At 69.4% G+C, this 19,321-nt stretch carries 17 protein-coding genes; 11 read left to right on the forward strand and 6 right to left on the reverse strand.

Annotation, left to right across the window (positions count from 1 at the left end; genetic code table 11):
• Nucleotides 1-136: 136 nt before the first annotated feature.
• Entirely contained in the window at nt 137-2,224 is a 2,088-nt protein-coding gene (locus tag PKA16_RS05695) for an acetoacetate--CoA ligase (RefSeq protein ID WP_324401265.1), read from the reverse strand.
• Between the two features lie 108 nt (nt 2,225-2,332).
• Here PKA16_RS05695 and PKA16_RS05700 point away from each other — a divergent pair, with 108 nt between their 5' ends.
• From PKA16_RS05700 to PKA16_RS05745, 10 genes are all read left to right on the forward strand, one after another.
• The gene (locus tag PKA16_RS05700; RefSeq protein WP_324401267.1) at nt 2,333-3,013 is read left to right on the forward strand and encodes a TetR/AcrR family transcriptional regulator; all 681 of its coding nucleotides are present in this window, start codon (nt 2,333-2,335) and stop codon (nt 3,011-3,013) included.
• A 16-nt stretch (nt 3,014-3,029) separates the two neighbouring features.
• Nucleotides 3,030-4,097 (forward strand): C4-dicarboxylate TRAP transporter substrate-binding protein, encoded by a 1,068-nt coding sequence (locus PKA16_RS05705; protein WP_324401269.1) that lies wholly within the window; start codon nt 3,030-3,032, stop codon nt 4,095-4,097.
• 19 nt (nt 4,098-4,116) lie between these two features.
• Complete coding sequence (locus PKA16_RS05710) at nt 4,117-4,680, forward strand: TRAP transporter small permease (protein WP_324401270.1); 564 nt, start codon at nt 4,117-4,119, stop codon at nt 4,678-4,680.
• Nucleotides 4,677-6,008, forward strand: a complete 1,332-nt coding sequence (locus PKA16_RS05715; RefSeq protein ID WP_324401272.1) for a TRAP transporter large permease subunit — start codon at nt 4,677-4,679, stop codon at nt 6,006-6,008. Before PKA16_RS05710 ends, PKA16_RS05715 begins: the two co-directional genes overlap by 4 nt.
• 2 nt (nt 6,009-6,010) lie before the next feature.
• On the forward strand, nt 6,011-7,048 hold the full coding sequence (locus PKA16_RS05720; protein ID WP_324401274.1) for an SMP-30/gluconolactonase/LRE family protein: 1,038 nt from the start codon (nt 6,011-6,013) through the stop codon (nt 7,046-7,048).
• Nucleotides 7,049-7,059: 11 nt separating this feature from the next.
• Nucleotides 7,060-7,863 carry a cyclase family protein gene (locus PKA16_RS05725; protein ID WP_324401276.1) on the forward strand — a complete coding sequence of 268 codons (804 nt, stop codon included), beginning with the start codon at nt 7,060-7,062 and terminating at the stop codon, nt 7,861-7,863.
• Between the two features lie 69 nt (nt 7,864-7,932).
• Nucleotides 7,933-9,249: a fumarylacetoacetase gene (gene fahA, locus PKA16_RS05730; RefSeq protein ID WP_324401278.1), complete on the forward strand. Its 1,317-nt coding sequence runs from the start codon at nt 7,933-7,935 to the stop codon at nt 9,247-9,249.
• A 154-nt stretch (nt 9,250-9,403) separates the two neighbouring features.
• Entirely contained in the window at nt 9,404-10,123 is a 720-nt protein-coding gene (locus PKA16_RS05735) for a 16S rRNA (uracil(1498)-N(3))-methyltransferase (RefSeq protein ID WP_324401280.1), read from the forward strand.
• A 13-nt stretch (nt 10,124-10,136) separates the two neighbouring features.
• Nucleotides 10,137-11,312 (forward strand): MFS transporter, encoded by a 1,176-nt coding sequence (locus PKA16_RS05740; RefSeq protein WP_324401282.1) that lies wholly within the window; start codon nt 10,137-10,139, stop codon nt 11,310-11,312.
• Nucleotides 11,309-11,797 (forward strand): isoprenylcysteine carboxylmethyltransferase family protein, encoded by a 489-nt coding sequence (locus PKA16_RS05745; protein ID WP_324401284.1) that lies wholly within the window; start codon nt 11,309-11,311, stop codon nt 11,795-11,797. The genes PKA16_RS05740 and PKA16_RS05745 overlap by 4 nt, the downstream gene beginning before the upstream one ends.
• A 41-nt stretch (nt 11,798-11,838) precedes the next feature.
• Here the strand turns inward: PKA16_RS05745 and PKA16_RS05750 are convergent, their stop codons facing one another.
• The 3 genes from PKA16_RS05750 to PKA16_RS05760 all read right to left on the reverse strand — a co-directional run bounded on the left by PKA16_RS05750 (nt 11,839) and on the right by PKA16_RS05760 (nt 15,192).
• Entirely contained in the window at nt 11,839-12,684 is an 846-nt protein-coding gene (locus tag PKA16_RS05750) for a lysophospholipase (protein ID WP_324401286.1), read from the reverse strand.
• Nucleotides 12,681-14,153 carry a M20/M25/M40 family metallo-hydrolase gene (locus PKA16_RS05755; protein WP_324401288.1) on the reverse strand — a complete coding sequence of 491 codons (1,473 nt, stop codon included), beginning with the start codon at nt 14,151-14,153 and terminating at the stop codon, nt 12,681-12,683. Before PKA16_RS05755 ends, PKA16_RS05750 begins: the two co-directional genes overlap by 4 nt.
• Nucleotides 14,154-14,265: 112 nt before the next feature.
• On the reverse strand, nt 14,266-15,192 hold the full coding sequence (locus PKA16_RS05760; protein WP_324401290.1) for a dihydrodipicolinate synthase family protein: 927 nt from the start codon (nt 15,190-15,192) through the stop codon (nt 14,266-14,268).
• Nucleotides 15,193-15,351: 159 nt separating this feature from the next.
• Between PKA16_RS05760 and PKA16_RS05765 the strand changes: the two genes are divergently transcribed.
• Nucleotides 15,352-16,059, forward strand: coding sequence for a glutathione S-transferase N-terminal domain-containing protein (locus PKA16_RS05765; RefSeq protein ID WP_324401292.1), 708 nt, complete (start codon nt 15,352-15,354; stop codon nt 16,057-16,059).
• Nucleotides 16,060-16,069: 10 nt separating this feature from the next.
• Here PKA16_RS05765 and PKA16_RS05770 read toward each other — a convergent pair whose 3' ends face one another.
• Entirely contained in the window at nt 16,070-16,834 is a 765-nt protein-coding gene (locus PKA16_RS05770) for an alpha/beta hydrolase (protein WP_324401294.1), read from the reverse strand.
• Between the two features lie 67 nt (nt 16,835-16,901).
• On the reverse strand, nt 16,902-19,136 hold the full coding sequence (locus tag PKA16_RS05775; protein WP_324401296.1) for an NADP-dependent isocitrate dehydrogenase: 2,235 nt from the start codon (nt 19,134-19,136) through the stop codon (nt 16,902-16,904).
• Nucleotides 19,137-19,321: the final 185 nt, after the last annotated feature.

Consider the following 19,321-nt stretch of genomic DNA (forward strand, 5'->3'; position numbering starts at 1 on the left):
GAAAGCAGGCAGCGACTGCGGCGCCAGGCACCTGCACGGCACACGGCGCTGCACGACCCGGACGGACACTGCCCGGGCGACCGCCTTGCCGGCAGAGGCGCTGCCGGGCACCCTGACCCGGCCCTGGGCGATCGTCTCAGGCCCCGGCGGCCGCCAGCCGCGCGCTCGCAAATTCTACATACCACGCCAGTGATCCCGGATTGGCCATGGCTTCCCGGTTCACCACCTTCTCCAACGGCTGGCCCAGCAGCAGCTTCTTGATCGGCAGTTCCTGCTTCTTGCCCGACAGGGTGCGCGGGATCTCGGGCACCTGCAGGATCTCGTCGGGCACGAAGCGCGGGCTCAAGGCCGTGCGGATGGCATCACCGATGCGCTGCTTGAGCGCATCGTCCAGCGCCACGCCGGGACGCAGCACCACGAACAACGGCATGTAGCTGGCACGACCGAGGAATTCCAGGTCCACCACCATGCTGTCCAGCACCTCGGGCAGGCCCTCGACGGCGCTGTAGATCTCGCTCGTGCCCATGCGCAGGCCGTGGCGGTTGATGGTGGCGTCCGAGCGCCCGAAGATCACGCACCACTCGCCCTCGCCATGCTCGTCGCCGATGCGCAACCAGTCGCCGTGACGCCAGACGCTGCCGGCCTCCGGGCCCAGGTCGCCGCCACCGGGCTTGCGGCCGTGCCCCGGCGGGTACATCTCGAAGTAACTGGCCAGGTAGCGCGCGTTGCCGGGGTCATTCAGGAAATGCAGCGGCATCGACGGAATCGGCTGGGTGCACACCAGCTCGCCGACCTCGCCCACGACCGGCGCGCCCGCGTCGTTCCAGGCTTCCACGGCCGCACCCAGGATGCGGCACTGCATCACCCCCGGCTGCTGCGGCAGCGTGCGCAGGCCGCCGATGAATCCCCCCGCGAAGTCGGTGCCGCCCGAGATGTTGAACCACCAGATGTCCTGCTGCGCTTCGGTGCGGGCGATGGCGCGGAACTGGTCGGTGCCCCACTGCTGTACCTCGGGAGAGAGCGGCGAGCCGGTGGTGCCGATGGCGCGGATGCTCGACAGGTCACCACAGCGCGACAGGTCGACCCCGGCCTTCAGGCAACCGGCATAGACCGCCGCGCCGGTGCCGAGGAAGGTGACGCGGTGTCGCCCGGCAAAGCGCCAGAGGGTGCCCCAGTCGGGCGCGTCGCGCGAGCCGGCCGGGCTGCCGTCCAGGATGACGCAGGTGGTGCCCGACAGCAGCCCCGCGACCTGCATGTTCCACATGATCCAGCCCGTGGAGCTGTACCAGCAGAAGCGCTCGCCGAAGCTGTTGGGCGCGTAGCTGCAGCCGATGTCCGTGTGCACCGCGCCAGCCACGGCCACCAGCAGGATGCCGCCATGCGAATGCACGATCGGCTTGGGCAGGCCGGTGGTGCCGCTGGAATAGACCACCCAGAGCGGGTGGTCGAAGGGCAGCCAGGCGGGCGTGAAGGCATCGGTCTGCGCATCGTGGCGCGCGCAGGCGTCGGCGAAGTCGGCCGCGTCCGGGATGGCACCGGCACCCTGGAGATAGCGCACGGCGACGACGTGGCGCAGCGTCGGCAGCTCGGCGCGCAACTGGCGCACCACGTCGCTGCGGTCGATGTCGCGCCCGGCCCAGGCCAGGCCGTCGACGGCGATCAGCACCTTCGGCTCGATCTGGCGGAAGCGGTCGAGCACGGCGCTGGTGCCCATGTCGGGCGCGCACACGCTCCACACGGCGCCGATCGCCGCAACCGCGAGGAAGGCCACCATGGCCTCGGGGATGTTGGGCAGGTAGGCTGCCACGCGGTCGCCCGGCTGCACGCCCTGCGCCTGCAGATGCAGCGCGAACGAGGCGACCTGGCGGCGCAGTTCGGGCCAGGACAGCTCGCGCACCACGCCCTTCTCGTTCTCGCTGATGATGGCCGGCAGGCCGGCGGCGTGCGCGGCGTCGACGTGGCGCAGCGCCTGCTGGGTGTAGTTGACCTGGGCGCCGGGGAACCACTGGGCGCCCGGCATCACGTTGCGGCCCAGCACGGCGCGGTGCGGCGTCGGCGACTGCAGGTCGAAGAAGTCCCACATGCTCTGCCAGAAGGCATCCAGGTCCGTCACCGACCAGCGCCACAGGTCGTGGTAGCTGGCGAACGAGAGGCCGTGGCGCTCGCGCAGCCAGTCCTGGTAGATGCGGATGAGGGGGGTATACGGAGCGGCAGCGGTGGTCATGCGCGCATTATTCGCAACAACACCCGCTTGTCCACTGGGTGCGCCCGCGCGTCGGCTAGGGGTTTGTACGGTTGTACAAAAAGTTTGAACGATCGTTCAATCAGCGGGATGCGCGCCGTGCAAGCCGATCTGGTTCCGACACCCTCGACGCTGGACGATGCGCCGCGTCCGGATCGCAAGTCGGCCATCCTGCTGGCGGCCGAGCGGCTGTTCGCGCAGCACGGCTACCACGCCGTCTCGATCCGCCAGATCGCCGCCGAGGCCGAGGTCCCGCTTGCGCTGGTGGGCTATTACTACGGTAGCAAGCAGGCGCTGTTTCACAGCATCTTCCTGCACTGGCTGCCGAGCATCGAGCAGCGGCTGGCGCTGCTGAGCGAAGCGCTGGCGGAGGACGAGCCGCCCACGCTGCGGCGCATCGTGCAGGCCTTCGTGGCGCCCGTGCTGGCCTTGCGTGCCAGCAGCGAGGGCGAGTCCTACGCCATGCTGGTGGCACGCGAGCTGCAGTACCGCACGCCCGAGACCGAACGCATCCTGGCCGACACCTTCGACCCGATGGCGCACGCCTTCATCGATGCGCTGCAGCAACTGCGCCCGCACTGGTCGCGCGCGCGCGTGGCCTGGGCCTACCAGTTCGCCATCGGTGCACTGCTGCATCACCTGGCGGATTACCGGGTGGAGCGCCTGTCGCACCATCAGAACACGTGCAACGACCCCCACGCCGGGCCATTGCTGATCGATTTCATCACCGCCGGCCTCGAGGCCGTGCTGCCTTCCGCCCCATCCACCTGAAGCAGGAGACCCACCCATGATGACGCGCCGCCTGATTGCCACCGCTGCCCTGCTGGCCGCTGCCAGCCTGACCGTCCCCGCGCAGGCACAGCAGACCATTCGCCTGACCGCGGCCGCCGGCCACCCGCCCGTGTTCCTGTGGGTCAAGCTGGTGGACGAGTTCTTCATCCCCGAGGTGGACAAGCGGCTGGCCGACGCCGGCAGCAAGGTCCGGATCGAATGGACCCGGGCCTGGGGCGGCACGCTGATCAAGCTGGGCGCCGAGTCCAAGGGCATCGCCGACGGCGTCGCCGACCTGGGCTTCGTCGGCACCATCTTCGAGGCCGCCAAGTTCCCGATGCAGAACGTGAGCTACTACGCGCCGTTCGGCACCGACGACATCGGCATCGTCACCCGGGTGGTCAACGACATGCAGAACAGCATTCCCGCCATGGGCCAGGCATGGACCAGCAACAACCTGGTCTACCTGGGCGGCGCGGCGCTGGATGCCTATCACATCTGGACCAATTTCCCGCTCAAGTCGATCGACGACCTGAAGGGCAAGAAGATCACCGCCCCCGGGCCGGCCGCCAACTGGATCAAGGGCACCGGCGCCGTCGCGGTGGCGGGCAACCTGAACACCTACTACGAGGACATCAAGTCCGGCGTCTCCAACGGCGTCGTCACCTTCGCCACCGGCGCCTGGGGCGCCAAGGTGCACGAGGTGGCGCCCTATATCACCAAGGTCAACTTCGGCGCGCAGTACGCGGGCGGCCTGGCGATCAACAAGAAGCGCTTCGACAAGCTCCCGGCCGAAGTGCAGAAGGTGATGCGCGAGGTAGGTGCCGAGTACAGCGAGCGCTTTGCCGCGACGCAGACCCAGACGGCGGCCGCGCTGCTGAAGAAGGCCGAGGAGGCTGGCGCCAGGATCAGCGAGCTGACGCCCGCCGAGCGCACGCGCTGGGCCGACACCCTGCCCCCGATCGCCAAGACCTTTGCGGCGGATCTGCAGGCCAGGAACCTGCCAGGCGACCAGGTGCTGCACGGCTTCATGAACGGACTGAAGAAGGCCGGCGCCCACCCGGCGCGCGACTGGGCCAACTGAGGCGCTGCGCGGATTCGCGATGAGTGGCGCCAATCAGGGCACCGCGCCGCCGGATTCCTACGGACAGCCGCTCCCGGGGCGCTTCGAACGCGTGACGCAGGCGCTCAACGCGCTGGGCACGCTGTGGATCGTGGCACTGATGGTGCTGATCAACAGCGACGTGCTGGGACGCGAGCTGATGAATGCACCGGTGCGCGGCACGACCGAGCTGGTGTCGCTGTCGATCGTCGGCATCGTCTTCCTGCAACTGGCCGACACGCTGGCAACCGGCCGCCTGACCCGCGCCGACGTGCTGCTGGACCGCCTCAAGCGCAACCAGCCCCGGCTCGCCGCGTTGCTGCAGGCCATCTACCATGTGGTGGGCGCCTTGCTGATGGCCGTGATCCTGTGGGCTGCATGGGAGCCGCTGGTGGAATCGATCCGCATCCGGGAATACGTGGGCGCGCTGGGCGACTTCACCGCGCCGGTGTGGCCGGTGCGCCTGATCATGCTGGTGGGCATGGTGGCGACGCTCGTCACCTTCCTGCTGCTGGCGTGGCTGGACCTGTGGCGCATGCGCCGGCTGACGGGAGGCGGCGGATGAGCCCGATCCTGGTGGCCGGCCTGTCGCTGCTGGCGATGCTGGGGCTGATCTGGGCCGGCCTGCACGTCGCGGTGGTGCTGGCGGTGGTGTCGTTCGTCGGCGTCTGGCTGATCCGCGGCGACATGGACATCGCCGCCAGCCTGCTGGCGCAGGCGAGCCAGGACGCGATCGCCAGCCACATCTTCGGCGTGGTGCCGCTGTTCGTGCTGACGGGCTTCCTGGTGGCGATCGCCGACGTCGGCAAGGACGCCTTCGAGGTCGCCAACCAGGTGCTGCGCCGCATCCGTGGCGGCCTGGGCATTGCCACCGTGGCGTCGAATGCGGTGTTCGCGGCCATCACCGGCATCTCGATCGCGTCGGCCGCAGTGTTCACGCGCGTCGCGGTGCCGGAGATGCTGCGCTTCGGCTATGACCGGCGCTTTGCCGTCGGCGTGGTGGCCGGCTCCTCGGTGCTGGGCATGCTGATCCCGCCCAGCCTGCTGATGATCCTGTACGGATTCCTGGCCAACCAGTCGGTGGGCGATCTGTTCACCGCCGGCATCGTGCCGGGCCTGCTGCTGGCCACGGTGTATGCCATCGGCATCGTGCTGATGGCGACGTTGTGGCCACGCTCCGTGTACGAGCACGGGCGGCCCCAGAGCGCGGAGCCCCAGGCCCTGATGCCCGTGGGCACGCTGCTGGCCAAGCTGCTGCCCAGCGTGCTGCTGATCGCCTCGGTGCTGGGCGGGCTGTACGCGGGCTTCTTCACCGCCACCGAGGCCGGCGCCACCGGGGCCGCGGTAGCGCTGGCGATCGCCCTGCTGCGGCGCAAGCTGAACCTGAAGTCGCTGTGGGGCGTGCTGACCGAGACCGGGCACGTGACGGTGTCGGTGAGCTTCCTGATCATCTGCGCCACCATCTACACGCGCATGCTGGCGATGTCGGGCATGCCGCAGTTCCTGGTGGAGTGGCTGACGCAGGCGGGCCTGGGGGCCACCGGCTTCCTGATCATCTACGTGCTGATCGCGGTGGCGCTGGGCACCATCATCGACTCATCGTCGATCCTGCTGATCATGCTGCCGTTGATGCTGCCGATGGCCGAGCAGTTCGGCCTGAACCTGATCTGGTTCGGCGTGCTCACGGTGGTGGCCGTCGAGATCGGCCTGCTGACGCCGCCCTTCGGCCTTTCCGTGTACGTGATCAAGAGCACGCTGAACGACCCGCGCATCTCGCTGGGCGACATCTTCCGCGGCACGGCGCCGTTCACGCTGATGATGGTCATGGTGCTGTTGCTGCTGATCTTCGTGCCCGAACTCAGCCTGGTGCTGCTCAAGCCGCCTGGAGGATGACCATGCCCGACAATCCCCTGCGCGGCTTTTCCGTGGACCGCGCACGGATCCGCACCACCGGCCACGACCTGCAGCGCCCCGAGTGCATCCTGGCCGAACCGGACGGCACGCTGTGGTCGGCCGATGCGCGAGGCGGTGTCATGCACATCGCCGCCGACGGCACCCAGCGCTTCATCGGCCAGCGCAGCGACCCGCGCTTCGGTGCCGCGACGGCCACCTCCAGCGCCGACCTGGAGCACAAGTTCACCACCGGCACGCTGCCCAACGGACTGGCCTTTGCCGCCAATGGCGACATCCTGATCAGCAACTTCGGCACCGACCGCCTCGAGGCCATGACGCGCGACGGCGACTCGCGCGTGCTGGTGGACCGCATCGACGGCCAGCCGATCGGCAAGGTCAACTTCGTGCTGCGCGACTCGAAGGACCGCATCTGGATCACCGTCTCGACCCGAGTCAATCCATGGACCCAAGCCGCCGCCTCGCGCGTGCAGGACGGCTACGTCGCCGTGCTCGAGCGCGGCGCGCTGCGGGTGGTGGCCGACGGCTTCTTCTTCACCAACGAGATCCGGCTGGATGCGCAGGAGGAGTGGCTCTACATCGTCGAGACCACCGGCCCGCACATCAGCCGCATGCGCGTGGTCGAGAGTGCCGGGGGCGTGGCGCTCCGGGAGCGCGAGGTGTTCGGGCCCTCGCACCTGGGTGGCTACCCGGACGGCATTGCCTTCGACGCCTTCGGCAACCTCTGGTGCACGCTGGTGATGGTCGACCAGCTCATCGCCCTGACGCCCGAGGGCGAGCGACTGCTGCTGCTGGATGACGGCAACCCGGCTGCCAGCAGGACCCTGCTGGACCACATGGCCGCCGGCACCGTGACGAGCGAGCACATGATGGCCGCGCACGGCACCATCGCCCCCTGGATGGCCAGCATCACCTTTGGTGGCCCGGACCTGCGCACCGTCTACGTTGGCAGCCTGATGGGCACCACCATCCCGTACTTTCGCAGCCCCGTGGCGGGACTGCCCATGGTCCACTGGAAATGAAGGAGCGCCCCATGACCCGCAAGTTCGTCGACCTGTCAATCTACCTCGAAAACGACGTCGTCTCCGATCCGCCCGCCTTCGCGCCCCGGATCCAGTACTTCAACCACCAGAACTCGTTCGAGCAGATGGCGCCGTTCTTCCCGGGTCTCAAGCAGTCCGACCTGCCAGACGGCGAAGTGTGGGCGGTGGAGATGGTGCAGCTGTCCACCCACAACGGCACGCACCTGGATGCGCCTTACCACTTTCACAGCACGATGGACAAGGCGCTGGGGGACAGGAAGCGCGCCTGGACCATCGACGAGGTGCCGTTGGAATGGTGCTTCCAGCCGGGCGTGAAGCTGGACTTCCGTCACTTTGCCGACGGCTACGTGGTGACCGCCGCCGACGTGGAGGCCGAGCTCCAGCGCATCGGACACGAACTCAAGCCGCTGGAGATCGTGGTCGTCAACACCCGTGCCGGCAGCCGCTACGGCCACGACGACTACGTGGCCGCCGGCTGCGGCATGGGCTACGAGGCCACCATGTACCTGCTGGAGCGCGGCGTGCGCCTGACCGGCACCGACGCCTGGAGCTGGGACGCGCCCTTCGTCCACACCGCGCAGAAGTACGCCGAGTCCAAGGACGCCGGTCTGATCTGGGAAGGCCACAAGGCCGGGCGCGACATCGGCTACTGCCACCTGGAGAAGCTGCACAACCTGGAAGCCCTGCCCGCCGACGGCTTCTACATCAGCTGCTTCCCGCACAAGATCCGTGGCGCCTCGGCCGGCTGGACCCGGGCGGTGGCGATCTTCGACGAGGCCTTGCAAGCCGAGTGAGACCTCAGGCAAATATGCCGCCAACACTGGCTGATCGAGTCCGAGCAGCCATGAATTCAGGATGGACCCATGACGCTTGACCACACGCATGACCCCGCCGCGCGCAGCTGGCTGGCCAGCGCCAACGCGCCGGGCTGCGACTTTCCGATCCAGAACCTGCCGTTCGCGGTGCTGCGCCGGCGCGGCAGCGGCGAGGCGTTTCGTGGCGCGGTGGCGATCGGCGACCAGGCGCTGGACCTCGCGGCGCTGGCGGGCACTGGCCTGGCCCAGGGCGCGGCCGCCGACGCGCTGGCGCTGGCCGCGCAACCGGCGCTCAATGCCTTCATGGCCGCGGGCCCCGAAGCCTGGCGCACGCTGCGCCATGCCCTGTTCGCGCTGCTGCTTGGCGGCGCGGCCGACGAATCGGCCGTGCGCGCCTGCCTGCTGCCGCTGGATGCTGTCGAATACACGCTGCCAGCGCGTGTCGGCGACTACACCGATTTCTACACCTCGATCGACCACGCGCGCAACGCGATCCGCATCATCATGCCCAATGCGGAGGTCACGCCCAACTTCCGCTGGCTGCCGCAGGCCTATCACGGTCGGGCATCCACGCTGGGGGTGAGTGGGCAGCAGTTCCACCGCCCGCACGGGCAGGTGCGACCCCCCGGCGCCAGCGCGCCGGTGTTTCAGCCCTGCGCGGCGCTCGACTACGAGTGCGAGCTGGGGTTGTGGATCGGCCCCGGCAACCCCGCCGGCCAGCCAATCCCGATGGGGCAGGCGGAAGATCAGTTGTTCGGCATCACCTTGCTGAACGACTGGTCGGCGCGCGACATCCAGATGTGGGAGATGGCGCCGCTGGGCCCCTTCCATGCCAAGAACTTCGCCACCACCGTTTCGCCGTGGATCGTCACGGCCGAGGCGCTGGCACCGTTCCGCGTCGCATGGACGCGCGCGGAAGGCGAGCCCCAGCCGCTGGCCTACCTCGACTCGGCGGCCAACCGCGCCCAGGGCGCGATCGACATCCGGCTGGAAGTCTGGCTCGAAACGGACCAGGCGCGCCAGCAGGGACGCGGGCCCGCGCGGCTGTCGGCCACCAGCTTCCGCCACCAGTATTGGACGGCTGCGCAGATGATCACCCATCACGCTGCCGGCGGCTGCAGCCTGCAGCCTGGCGACCTGCTGGGCAGCGGCACCATCTCGGGCCCCGGTCCGGGCGAAGCCGGCGCCCTGCTCGAACTGGCCCATGGTGGACAGAAGCCGGTGGACGTGGGCGGCGGCGAGCAGCGTGGCTTCCTGCAGGACGGCGACACCGTCATCCTGCACGGCTGGTGCGAGCGCAAGGGCGCGATGCGCATCGGCTTTGGCGAATGCCGGGGCCTGGTGCTTCCCGCCGTCCAGGCATGACCAATGGCTGCATCGGCCGATCCCGAAGCGCGGGCCACCGCCGTACCGATCGTCCAATCCGGCACCGGGAACCGACCGCCCCCGCCCAGGGCACGCCCACGCGGCGCCGCGGCCGCTGACTGCTGCGGGGTACCATCGCCGCTGCCGCGCCACCATGCCTCGTTTCCACGTCCCGATCGAACTGCAAGCCGGGCAGGCGCTGTCGCTGCCGTCCGGTGCCGTGCGCCACGTGCAGGTGCTGCGCCTGCAGCCGGCCGACGAGGTCACCCTCTTCAACGGCACGGGCGGCGAATGGCGGGCCACCATCCTGCGCATGGGGCGCGGCGAGGTGTTGGCGCGCGTCGACGCCCACGACCCGATCGAGCGGGAAGCCGCCCGCGCCGTGCACCTGGCCGTCGGCCTGATGGCGACCGAGCGCATGGAATGGCTGATCGAGAAGGCCACCGAACTGGGCATGGACCGTCTCACCCCCGTGTTGACGGTGCGCGGCAACGTGCGGCTGGGCGGCGAGCGCGCAGACCGCAAGCTCAGGCGCTGGCAGGCCGTGGCGGCGGCCGCGTGCGAGCAGTGTGGACGCAACCGGATGCCCGAGATCCACGAGCCGCGGTCGTTGCGCGAGCTGCTGCAGGATCCCGGGGCGGGCGAACGCTGGCTGCTGACGCTCGCCCCCGCGACATCCGGCCTGCAGGACAAGGCCCGCGTGCTGCCCGCCACGACTCCTGTCACGCTGCTGTCCGGCCCCGAGGGCGGGCTGGATCCGCACGAAGAATCGCTGGCGCGCGAAGCTGGTTTCGCCCCGTCCAGCCTCGGTGCGCGCGTCCTGCGCGCGGAGACTGCGCCGCTGGCCGCGCTGGCCTGCCTGACGACGCCCTGAAGCAAGGCTCTCGATGAACCGCCATCTGCTGCTGCTGACCCTGGCCCAGGGCCTGTTCCTGATCAACAACGTCACCTTCATCGCCATCAACGGCCTGGTCGGGCTGCAACTGGCGCCGCAGCCCTGGATGGCGACGCTGCCGGTGATGGGCTATGTGGTGGGCGGCGCCATGGCGGCACCCCTGGTGGCGCGCACGCAGACGCGCTGGGGCCGGCGCGGCTCGTTCCAGATCGGCCTCGTGGTGGCGCTGGGCTCGGCCCTGCTGGCAGCGTATGCGGCGGCATCGCGGCACTTCGGGCTGCTCATGCTGGCCACCGTGGTGGCAGGCTACTACAACGCCAACGGCCAGCTCTACCGCTTCGCCGCAGCAGAACTGGTGGCTCCGGACTGGCGCGAGAAGGCAGTGTCGCTGGTGCTGGCCGGCGGCCTGCTGGGCGGCATCATCGGCCCCAACCTGGCAGCCTGGACGCGCGTCCTGCTGCCCACGCCCTTTGTCGGCGCCTACCTGGCGCTGGCCGGAGTGGCGCTGCTCGCCATGGGCGTGATCGCGGGCATCCGGTTCCCGGCCGTGCACGCTCACGCCGCGCACGCGCCCCGGGGACGCAGCCTGGGGCAGATCATGCGCCAGCCGGTGTTCGTCGTCGCTACCCTGGGCGCGGCCATGGGCTACGGCGTGATGAACCTGCTGATGGCGGCCACTCCGCTGGCGATGGACGTGCTCGGCTTCGACTTCGGCGTCACCGCGATGGTGCTGCAATGGCACGTGATCGGCATGTACGCACCGGGCTTCTTCACCGGCGGCCTGATCAAGCGCTTTGGCGTGCTCACGATCATGGGCGTGGGCGTGCTGCTGAACATCGCCTGCGTGGGCGTCGCGCTCGTCGGGGTCGAGTTGCACCACTTCCTGGCATCGCTGACGCTGCTGGGCGTCGGCTGGAACTTCCTGTTCACCGGCAGCACCACGCTGGCGCTGCAGGCCTACCGGCCCGAAGAACGGGACCGCGCCCAGGCGGTGATCAATTTCTGCGTGTTCGCCACCATGGCCTTCACCTCGTTTGCCTCGGGTGCGCTGGTGACCACGCAGGGCTGGACCTGGCTGAATGTCGGCTCGCTGGTGCCGATCGCCATCACCGGGCTGGCGCTGGCCTGGCTGGCGCTGCGCCAGCGCGTCGCGCCACGCATTGGATGACTGCCCAACCACGCCACTGGTGGGAACATCGCGTACCGCCGCCGGTGATCGACGGCGCCTGCGCGTTGCTGATGTGGTGGCTGGCGCACGCACTGCCGACGGCCCAGCTCTGGCCACGCGGCGGCCCGGTCTGGGCGCTCGCGCTGGCCCTGCTGCTGGCCGTGCTGGGCGGCGGGGTGGCGCTGGCCGGCCTGGTCGCCTTCCGGCGCGCGCGCACCACCTTCAACCCAATGGCCCCGCAACGCGCGAGCGCGCTGGTGACGGGCGGAATCTACCGCGTCACGCGCAATCCGATGTACCTGGGGATGCTGCTGGTGCTGGCCGGCTGGGGCGTCTGGCTGGGCAACGCAGCGAGCTGGCTGGCGCTGCCGCTGTCGGTGGCGCTGCTGACGGCGCTGCAGATCCGCCCGGAAGAACGCATCCTGCGCGCGCGCTTTGGTGCTGCCTTCGACGCCTACGCGGCGCACGTGCGCCGCTGGATCTGAACCCCGGGCAGCGCTGGACAAGCCCCCTCGTGCCCCGCGCATCACTGCGGCGCCAGCTGTGCGCCCAGCCAGCGCCCGAGCGCGACAAACACGACGTCGCGGTCCCGATCGTTGAACAGCTCGTGGCGGTGCTCGGGAAAGGGACGCGCGGTCACCACCCCACGGGGCGCGAGTTCGGCGAAGCGGGCGCTGCCGGCCGGGTCGACGGCCCGGTCCTCGCCAGCCCAAAGCAGCAGTGTCGGCACCGTCCAATGCGGCGCCGCCGCCAGCACCGCCGGGCCGGCGTCGGCGATGAACAAGGCCAGGCGCGCGCTGATGCGATCGTGCACGAGCGGGTCGGTCACGTAGGCCTGCACTGCGGCCGCGTCACGCGACAGACCGTGCGGATCGATGCCGTTGCCCAGGCGCAGATGCGGCGCGACGCGTCCCAGCACCTGGGCCAGCGCCCGCTGCAGCCGGGTCAGGCCCGCGTCCAGCGCCGGCGAGGACAGCACCAGCGCATCCACCGGCCGCAGCGCCAGCGACACCAGTCGAGCCGCCACCAGGCCACCCATGGAATGCCCGAGCAGGACCAGCGGCAGCCCGGCGGCGGCCCGGCGCGTGTCGTCGAGCATGGCCGCCAGGTCGGTCAACAGGCGGTCGCCCTCCGGCAGGTCGCCGCGCCGGCCGCTGGATTCTCCGTGGCCGTACTGATCGTAGCCGCGCACCGCACAGCCGGAGGCGCGCAGGTGCTGCGCCACATGCGCGTAGCGCCCCACGTGCTCGCCCAGGCCGTGCACCAGCAGCACCTGAGCACGTGGCCGCTCGCGGGCGGCGAGCGGCCAGTCGCGCACGGCCAGCCAGTGGCCGCCAGGTCGCTCCAGGCGGGATGGACTGCCCGCGGTCACGGCATGCGCGCGATGACCTCGGCCACCGCGCCCGTGAGGCGCTTGGCGTAGGCCAGGTGCAGGAACTCGTTCGGACCGTGAGCATTGCTCCTGGGCCCGAGCACGCCGCAGACCATCATCTGCGAGGTCGGGAAGCCCTCGGACAGCTGGCTCATCAGCGGGATCGTGCCACCCTGGCCGATGTAGCCGCAGGGCGCGCCGAACCAGGCCTGCGAGGCCACGTCCAGCGCCTGCCCGAACCAGCGGGCGGAGGGCGGCGCGTCCCAGCCGGTGGCGGCGCCCCCAGGCTCGAAGGTGACGCGGGCCTGGTAGGGCGCGTTATCTTCCAGCAGGCACTTCAGCTCCTGCACGACCCGCGCGCCATCGACGCGCGGCGGCAGGCGCAGGCTGAGCCGGAAGGCCGTGCAGGGGCGCAGCACGTTGCCGGCATCCTGCAACGCAGGCAGGCCTTCGGCACCGGTGACGCTCAGCGTCGGGCGCCAGGTACGCGCCAGCAGCGCCTCGACCGGGTCGTCGGTCATGGGCAGCACCGACTGCTCGCGGCCGCCGCAGTCGTAGTGCACCCATGGAAAGCGCCTGAACAGGTCGTCGCCCAGGATGGCCGCCGTTGCCTGGGCCTGCGCCACGCGCTCGGCCGGGATGTCGCAGTGGAAGCTCGCCGGCAGCAGGCGACCGGTGGCACTGTCCTCCAGGCGATCCAGCACCTGGCGCAGGATGCGGAAGGACGAGGGCACGAGTCCCGAGGCATCGCCCGAGTGCACGCCCTCGGTCAGCACCTCGACCCGCAGCGTGCCCGCCGCCAGGCCGCGCAGGCTGGTCGTGAGCCACAGCTGGTCGTAGTTGCCGGCACCCGAGTCCAGGCACACCACCAGGCCGACGTCGCCCAGGCGCGGGCGCAGCGCGTCGATGTACGGCAGCAGATCGGGCGAGCCGCTTTCCTCGCTGGTCTCGATCAGGCCGACGATGCGCGGGTGCGGCACGTCCTGCGCCTTCAGTGCCTGCACGGCTGCGATGGCAGCATAGACGGCATAGCCGTCGTCGGCGCCGCCGCGGCCATAGAGCCGGCCGTCCTCGATCTTCGGCGTCCAGGGCCCGAGGTCGCTGCGCCAGCCCGTGAACTCGGGCTGCTTGTCCAGATGGCCGTACATCAGCACGGTCTGGGAGCTGCCGGTCCGCGTGGCCTCGATCTCGAAGAAGATCACCGGCGTGCGGCCGGCGATGCGCACCACCTCCAGCTTGAGGCCAGGCACCTTCTGTGCCTCGACCCAGGCGGCGGCGTTGCGCACCACGGCGTCGATGTGGCCGTGCGCGGCCCAGTCGGGGTCGAAAGCCAGCGACTTGGCCGGGATGGCGATGTAGTCGCTCAGCTGGCGCACGATGTCACTGTCCCACTGCGCGTCGATGCGCGGTCGGGCGCTGGCGGCGTCGAGCAGGGCGGCGGGCAGTTCGTGGTGCAGAGGGGCGTTCATGGCAGCAGCATCCATCGGATCCGATGCAGCAACTCTACGCCAAGGCCTGCACGCGCGCAGGTGCATGACGGGAAAGTGCGGTGGGTGAGAGGATCCGCAGCCGGCGCGCGGGCTACCCGCTGCGCTGGGGGACCGTGGCGATCGCCCTTGCCTCCGCCTGGACCTGCGAGAGAATCTGCCCGATGCGCTGCCTGACTTCGGCCGACAGCGGCGGTTGCGGCGCCAGCGGGTTGCCGGGTGCGAAGCCCTGGTGCTCCAGCGCGGCCTTGGTGCAGGCCGCGAGGTTGTAGGCGGCGAAGGCCTCGCTGAAGCGCCACAACACCTTCTGCAACGCCATCGCCTGCTCCCAGTGTCCGGCCCGGCACAAGTCGTAGAGCTGTACGTTCTCACGCGCCAGCACGCAGGCCGGGCCGGCGAACAGCCCCTGGCCTCCGAGCAGCATGACGCTCACCGCCAGGTGCGCCGACGCGGCGAAGATGCCGAAGCCCGGACGGCAGCGATCGGCGATCGACAGCAGGCGCCCGGTGTTGCCCGAGGCGTCCTTCAGGCCGGCGAACTTCTCGTCCTGGCTCAGCTCGGCGATCAGGTCGATGCCGAGGTCCACCTTCTGGAAATTCGGGTTGGTGTAAATGATGATCGGCAGCTCGGTCGCCTGGGCCACGCCAATGAAATAGTCCTTCACCGCCGCCTGCGGCAGCGGAAAGTACGAGTCCAGCGTCAGCACGATGCCGTCGGCGCCCAGGCGCTCGAAAGCGCGCGCCTGTTCGATCGCGCCGCGCGTCGTGCGGCTGAACACGGCCGGCACCACGGGAACGCGCCCGGCGCTCGCCTCGACCACGGCCTGCACCACGATCCGGCGATCCGCTTCGGACAGGTAGGGGCCCTCGCCCGTGCTGCCGAGCGGCGTGAAGCCGTGCACGCCCTGGTCGATCAGGTGCCCGCAGATGCGCTGCAGTTCCCCGGCGTTGACGCTCTCGTCGGTGTTCAGCGGCGTGACGAGGTAGGGAATGATGCCGCCGAATCGATGGGCTTGGGTCATGGTGATGCGATCCCTCGAAGGTCAATGGTTGTGCCGGGCCAGCATTCGCCCGGCAGCCCCTTTGTAGCCCAACTGCGGCTGGCGCGGCCTTCGGCGCGCGACCAGCGCGACGCGGGCGAGCCGCCCGGCTGGCCGCTGCGCTCGCCTATCATGTACGCCATGATCGCACCTGCACTGAACGACTTTCCCGTCACCCGCAAGTGGCCCGCGCGCCATCCGGATCGCCTGCAGCTCTACTCGCTGCCCACGCCCAACGGCGTCAAGGCCTCGATCATGCTGGAGGAGATCGGCCTGCCGTACGAACCGCACCGGGTCAGCTTCGACACCCAGGACCAGCTCTCGCCCGAGTTCCTGTCGCTGAATCCGAACAACAAGATCCCGGCCATCATCGACCCCGATGGTCCGGGCGGCCAGCCGCTGGCGCTGTGGGAGTCGGGCGCGATCCTGGTCTATCTCGCCGAGAAGAGCGGGCAGCTGCTGTCCAGCGATCCGGTCGCGCGCCTGCACACGCTGCAGTGGCTGATGTGGCAGGTGGGCGGCCAGGGACCGATGTTCGGCCAGGTCGGCTTCTTCAACAAGTTCGCCGGCAAGGACTGGGAGGACAAGCGCCCGCGCGACCGCTATGTCGCCGAGAGCGCGCGCCTGCTGGGCGTGCTGGACCGCCACCTGCAGGGCCGCGACTGGATGCTGGGCCACGACTACAGCATCGCCGACATCGCGATCTTTCCCTGGGTGCGCAACCTGGTGGGCTTCTACGAGGCGGGCGAGCTGGTCGGCTACGAGCGCTTCAAGCAGGTGCAGCGCGTGCTCGAGGTGTTCCTCGCACGCCCGGCGGTGCAGCGCGGGCTGACCATCCCGGCGCCTTGAAGCGCGGTGCTCAGGCCGGCACGCCGGCCAGGAACTGCTCGATCAGGGTGGCCAGGATCACCGGCGTCTCGTCCATCGGATAGTGTCCGGCGTTGCGCACGACCTCGAGCCGGGCGTTCGGATAGTGCTGCATCCAGGTGGCGCGGCAGGTGGCCTCGCCCAGCGCCGGGTCGTGCTCGCCGGGCAGCACCAGCACCGGCAGTGGCTGGCCCTGGATCCTCTCGACGAAGGCGGTCTTCGCCCAGGAGGGCATGTAGGCGGCGACGGCCTCGTCGTCCGAGTTGCCGCGGGTGCTGGCGACCATCGCATCCAGCCAGGTGCCGGTGAGCCGGTTGCCGGTCGTGAAGTCGATGATGGCGCGACGCGCCTGCGGGTCGCTGCCGGCGGCGCTGAAGAGCTGCCAGCCCTGCTCGTCCATCGGTGCGCCGGTGGCAGGCACCGGCGTCACCGCGACCAGCGCACGCACACGCTCGGGTGCGGCCACCAGCACCTGCTGGATGGCGCTGCCGCCCATCGAATGGCCGATCAGCGAGAAGCGTTGCCATCCGAGGTGGTCGGCCAGCGCCAGCGCGTCCTGCGCGATCTGCTCGACCGTATAGGGGCCGCCCGAGCCACGCATGCCGCCATAGCCGCGCTGGTCCATGAAGGCGTAGCTGAAGTCGCGGCCGCTCAGGTGCTGGGTGAACGGCCCCCAGCCGTGCGCGTGACCGAACCAGCCGTGCAGGGCGATCACCGGGTGCGCGCCGTGGCCGATGCGCAAATGGGTGTTGGGCATGGATATCTCCGCAGTCATGGTGTGTGTGCCGGCCTGGCCACGCTGCCAGGCCGGTCGATCGCCAGGCTCAGGCGGCAACGGCCGCCAGCGCCGCGTTGAAGGTCTGGCTCGGGCGCATCACGGCGGCGGTCTTGGCGGCATCGGTCTTGTAGTAGCCACCGATGTCGACCGCATGACCCTGCACCGCGGCCAGTTCGTCGACGATCTTCTGCTCGTTCGCGGCCAGCGTCTCGGCCAGCGGCTTGAAGCGCGCCGCCAGTTCCTTGTCCTCGGTCTGCGCGGCCAGCGCCTGGGCCCAGTAGAGCGCGAGGTAGAAGTGGCTGCCGCGGTTGTCGAGCTCGCCGGTCTTGCGGCGCGGGCTCTTGTCCTCGTCCAGCAGCTTGCCGGTGGCGGCGTCCAGCGTCTGCGCGAGCAGCTTGGCCTGGGCGTTGCCGTTCTTGATGCCGAGCTCCTCCAGGCTGACCGCGAGCGCCAGGAACTCGCCCAGCGAGTCCCAGCGCAGGTGGTTTTCCTCGACCAGCTGCTCGACATGCTTGGGCGCGGAACCACCGGCGCCGGTCTCGTACATGCCGCCACCGGCCAGCATCGGCACGATCGACAGCATCTTGGCCGAGGTGCCCAGTTCCATGATCGGGAACAGGTCGGTCAGGTAGTCGCGCAGGATGTTGCCGGTGGCGCTGATGGTGTCCAGGCCCCGCACCACGCGTTCGAGCGTGTAACGCATGGCACGTACCTGGCTCATGATCTGGATGTCCAGGCCCTTGGTGTCGTGCTCGTTCAGGTACATCCTGACCTTGGTGATGAGCTGGTTCTCGTGCGGGCGATACGGGTCGAGCCAGAAGATCACCGGCATGCCCGACTGGCGGCCGCGCGTGACGGCCAGCTTGACCCAGTCGCGGATCGCCGCGTCGGTGGTGCGGCACATGCGCCAGATGTCGCCCGGCTCGACCTGCTGCGTCAGCAGCACCTCGCCCGTCGCGTTGTCGGTGATGTTGACAGTGCCGGCCTCCGGGATCTCGAAGGTCTTGTCGTTCGAGCCGTACTCCTCGGCGCCCTGGGCCATCAGGCCGACGTTGGGCACGGTGCCCATGGTGGCCGGGTCGAACGCGCCGTGCCACTTGCAGAAGTTGATCATCTCCTGGTAGATGCGGGCGAAGGTCGACTCGGGCATCACCGCCTTCACCTCCTTGAGACGCCCGTCGGCGCCGTACATCTTGCCGCCGTTGCGGATCATGGCCGGCATCGAGGCGTCGACGATGACGTCGTTGGGCGAGTGGAAGTTGGTGATGCCCTTGTCCGAGTCGACCATGGCCAGCTCGGGGCCGTTGGCGTGGCAGGCGTGCAGATCGGCGCGGATCTCGTCCTGCACGCTCTTGGGCAGCTGGGCGATCTTGTCGTACAGATCGACCATGCCGTTGTTGACGTTGACGCCCAGCTCGTCAAACAGTTTCTGGTGCTTGGCGAACGCGTCCTTGTAGAACACGCGCACGCAGTGGCCGAACACGATCGGGTGCGAGATCTTGAGCATGGTGGCCTTGACGTGCAGCGAGAACATGACGCCGGTCTTGCGCGCGTCGTCGATCTGCTCCTGGTAGAACTCGATCAGCGCCTTCTTGCTGAAGAACATCGAGTCGATCACGTCACGGTCCTCCAGCGCGACCTTGGGCTTGAGCACCAGGGTCTTGCCGCTTCGCGTGACCAGCTCCATGCGCACCTCGCGCGCCCTATCCAGCGTGATCGACAGCTCGTCGTTGTAGAAATCGCCGCGCTTCATGTGCGAGACATGGGTGCGCGATGCGGCGCTCCACTCGGCCATCTTGTGCGGGTGCTTGCGCGCGTAGTCCTTCACGGCCTTGGGCGCGCGGCGGTCGGAGTTGCCCTGGCGAATCACCGGGTTGACGGCGCTGCCGGTGCACCTGTCGTAGCGCGCGCGGATGTCCCTGTCCTTCTCATCCTTCGGGTTGTCGGGATAGTCGGGCAGCTTGTAGCCCTTGTCCTGCAGCTCCTTGATGGCGGCCTTGAGCTGCGCCACCGTGGCGCTGATGTTGGGCAGCTTGATGATGTTGGCCTCGGGCTTGAGCGTGAGCTTGCCCAGCTCGGCCAGGTTGTCGGGAACGCGCTGCGCCTCGCTCAGGAATTCGGGAAACTGCCCCAGGATGCGCGTGGCCAGCGAGATGTCGCTGGTCGCCACCTCGACGCCGGCGGCCCTGGCAAAGGTGCGCACGATCGGCAGCAGCGACGCGGTGGCCAGCGCGGGCGCCTCGTCGGTCAGGGTGTAGATGATGGTGGACGGCGTGCTCATGCGCAAAAACTCCTGTGGCTCGGTTCGGGATAAGGTCGAGTTCGAGCCGGATCGCTTGCGGCCGACAGCCGCCCCCATGCGTGGGGCGCGCCGTCGCCGGCCCATGTGCCGATATTACGCGGAGTCAAAACCTTCCGGATACTATCCTTTCAGTAGCTTCCAGCGCTTGTCAGTCAAGCTCTGGA

The sequence above is a fragment of the Ottowia sp. genome (assembly GCF_035325765.1).
Lineage (GTDB): Bacteria > Pseudomonadota > Gammaproteobacteria > Burkholderiales > Burkholderiaceae_C > Ottowia.

Coding starts and splice junctions, on each gene's coding strand:
- PKA16_RS05695 (WP_324401265.1), bottom strand. CDS start 2,224: ATGACCACCGCTGCCGCTCCGTATACCCCCCTCATCCGCATCTACCAG.
- PKA16_RS05700 (WP_324401267.1), top strand. CDS start 2,333: ATGCGCGCCGTGCAAGCCGATCTGGTTCCGACACCCTCGACGCTGGAC.
- PKA16_RS05705 (WP_324401269.1), top strand. CDS start 3,030: ATGATGACGCGCCGCCTGATTGCCACCGCTGCCCTGCTGGCCGCTGCC.
- PKA16_RS05710 (WP_324401270.1), top strand. CDS start 4,117: ATGAGTGGCGCCAATCAGGGCACCGCGCCGCCGGATTCCTACGGACAG.
- PKA16_RS05715 (WP_324401272.1), top strand. CDS start 4,677: ATGAGCCCGATCCTGGTGGCCGGCCTGTCGCTGCTGGCGATGCTGGGG.
- PKA16_RS05720 (WP_324401274.1), top strand. CDS start 6,011: ATGCCCGACAATCCCCTGCGCGGCTTTTCCGTGGACCGCGCACGGATC.
- PKA16_RS05725 (WP_324401276.1), top strand. CDS start 7,060: ATGACCCGCAAGTTCGTCGACCTGTCAATCTACCTCGAAAACGACGTC.
- fahA (WP_324401278.1), top strand. CDS start 7,933: ATGACGCTTGACCACACGCATGACCCCGCCGCGCGCAGCTGGCTGGCC.
- PKA16_RS05735 (WP_324401280.1), top strand. CDS start 9,404: ATGCCTCGTTTCCACGTCCCGATCGAACTGCAAGCCGGGCAGGCGCTG.
- PKA16_RS05740 (WP_324401282.1), top strand. CDS start 10,137: ATGAACCGCCATCTGCTGCTGCTGACCCTGGCCCAGGGCCTGTTCCTG.
- PKA16_RS05745 (WP_324401284.1), top strand. CDS start 11,309: ATGACTGCCCAACCACGCCACTGGTGGGAACATCGCGTACCGCCGCCG.
- PKA16_RS05755 (WP_324401288.1), bottom strand. CDS start 14,153: ATGAACGCCCCTCTGCACCACGAACTGCCCGCCGCCCTGCTCGACGCC.
- PKA16_RS05760 (WP_324401290.1), bottom strand. CDS start 15,192: ATGACCCAAGCCCATCGATTCGGCGGCATCATTCCCTACCTCGTCACG.
- PKA16_RS05765 (WP_324401292.1), top strand. CDS start 15,352: ATGATCGCACCTGCACTGAACGACTTTCCCGTCACCCGCAAGTGGCCC.
- PKA16_RS05770 (WP_324401294.1), bottom strand. CDS start 16,834: ATGCCCAACACCCATTTGCGCATCGGCCACGGCGCGCACCCGGTGATC.
- PKA16_RS05775 (WP_324401296.1), bottom strand. CDS start 19,136: ATGAGCACGCCGTCCACCATCATCTACACCCTGACCGACGAGGCGCCC.